This window comes from Novosphingobium sp. B1 (assembly GCF_900176395.1).
Taxonomy (GTDB): Bacteria; Pseudomonadota; Alphaproteobacteria; order Sphingomonadales; family Sphingomonadaceae; genus Novosphingobium.
Map to the genome: position 1 here is coordinate 1 of NZ_FWXL01000064.1, position 1,535 is coordinate 1,535.

Here is a 1,535-nt window from a genome sequence, read left to right on the forward strand (position 1 = left end):
TGTCGTAATAGATCCTATGCAGGTCGGATCGGCTATGCCGTTGTTCCGTCAAACCTCACGGAGAACGCTACATGCAGAACTCGTCGTCAGATTACTGCCCCAAGACTTCTGTCATTGTCAGCGTTGAGCTCAGCAAGCGCAACTGGCTTGTTGCCTCTCTCTCGCTAGGAGCGGCGAAGCCTTCGCTGCGGACAATTCCTGCCGGGAACAGCGCGGCACTGATCAGTCACCTTCGCAATCTTGAGTGCAAGGCCGCTGATCGTATCGGCGAACCTGCCGCCATTCGCCTGTGCTTCGAGATTGGATATGATGGCTTCTGGCTCGCAAGGCTACTGCGGTCGAACGACATCGATACATATGTGCTAGATCCCGCCAGCTTCCTCGTGTCGCGGCGAGGCAGGCGCGCAAAAACTGACCGGATCGACGCCGAAGCCATGATCGGGATTCTGAAAGCCTATCTCGCTGGCGACAAAAGCGTGTGCCGTGTCGTGGAGGTGCCCTCTCCCGAGGAGGAGGACGCACGCAGAGTAATGCGCGAGCGCGGCGATCTGGTGCATGAGCGCACCCGCATTATCTCTCGGATCAGGGGGCTCCTTGCGTTGCAAGGCATACGATCTGTCAAAGCCATCAAGGGCGGTGAATGGTCGAGCCAACTCGACGACATGCGCACCGGCGATGGGCGGCCTTTGCCACCAAACCTTCGTCGACAGATTGAGCGCTGTTTCGGACGGCTTGCGTTGCTCAACGATCAGATCAAGGACATCGAGAGGGACCGCGCCCAAGTTGTGCTCGATGAAGAGTCCACCTTTCCATGCCGCGATAAAGCGGTTCGCCTCGAGCAGCTGAAGGGTATTGGCCCGAACAGCGCGGCAATGTTGGTCGCAGAGGTTTTCTGCCGAAAGTTCGAAAGCCGACGACACGTCGCGGCCTTCCTTGGGTTAGCTCCGGCGCCCTTCGCCAGCGGCGACGTTTCGCGTGATCAAGGCATCAGCAAAGCCGGTAACCGAAGCACACGTGTGCAGATGGTGGAACTTGCGTGGTGTTGGTTGAAATATCAGCCAAGTAGCGAACTGACCGTGTGGTATCGCACCCGGTTCAAAGGCAACGGCGCTCGCGCGGCAAAGGTAGGGATCGTTGCGCTCGCCCGAAAATTGTTAATCGCGCTTTGGCGCTTTGTGGAGACCGGTCTGGTCCCTCAAGGTGCCGAGCTCCGCGCCGCCTGATGCCTATGTTGCAACAGGCTCGTTAAGGCGACGCGGATTGGTGTGATGTGTGACCGGGAAAATTGATGGCGCCTGAAAACGCCCAGTAATAGTTTGGTCCGCATCCGCCTTTGCTCGATCCGGGGATGTGAATACGGATTATGGTGCGCGGGCACGGCCGCGACCGGATACAAGTCTATGCACGGATAGTGCATCAGCTGACCTCGGAACGAATGAAGCCAATCCTTGAGCATTGCGTGTGGGGGCCCCCAGCCCATCATCAAAAGGAACCGTTCAATGGTATCTTGACAAGGCCCGGATCATACAAGTCGA

At 57.8% G+C, this 1,535-nt stretch carries 1 protein-coding gene; it reads left to right on the forward strand.

What is annotated here, in order from left to right; translation table 11 throughout:
- The first annotated feature begins 71 nt into the window (after nucleotides 1-71).
- A complete protein-coding gene (locus B9A23_RS22060) occupies nucleotides 72-1,223 on the forward strand; it encodes an IS110 family RNA-guided transposase (protein WP_084281545.1) in 1,152 nt (383 codons plus the stop codon).
- The last annotated feature ends 312 nt before the right edge of the window (nucleotides 1,224-1,535 follow it).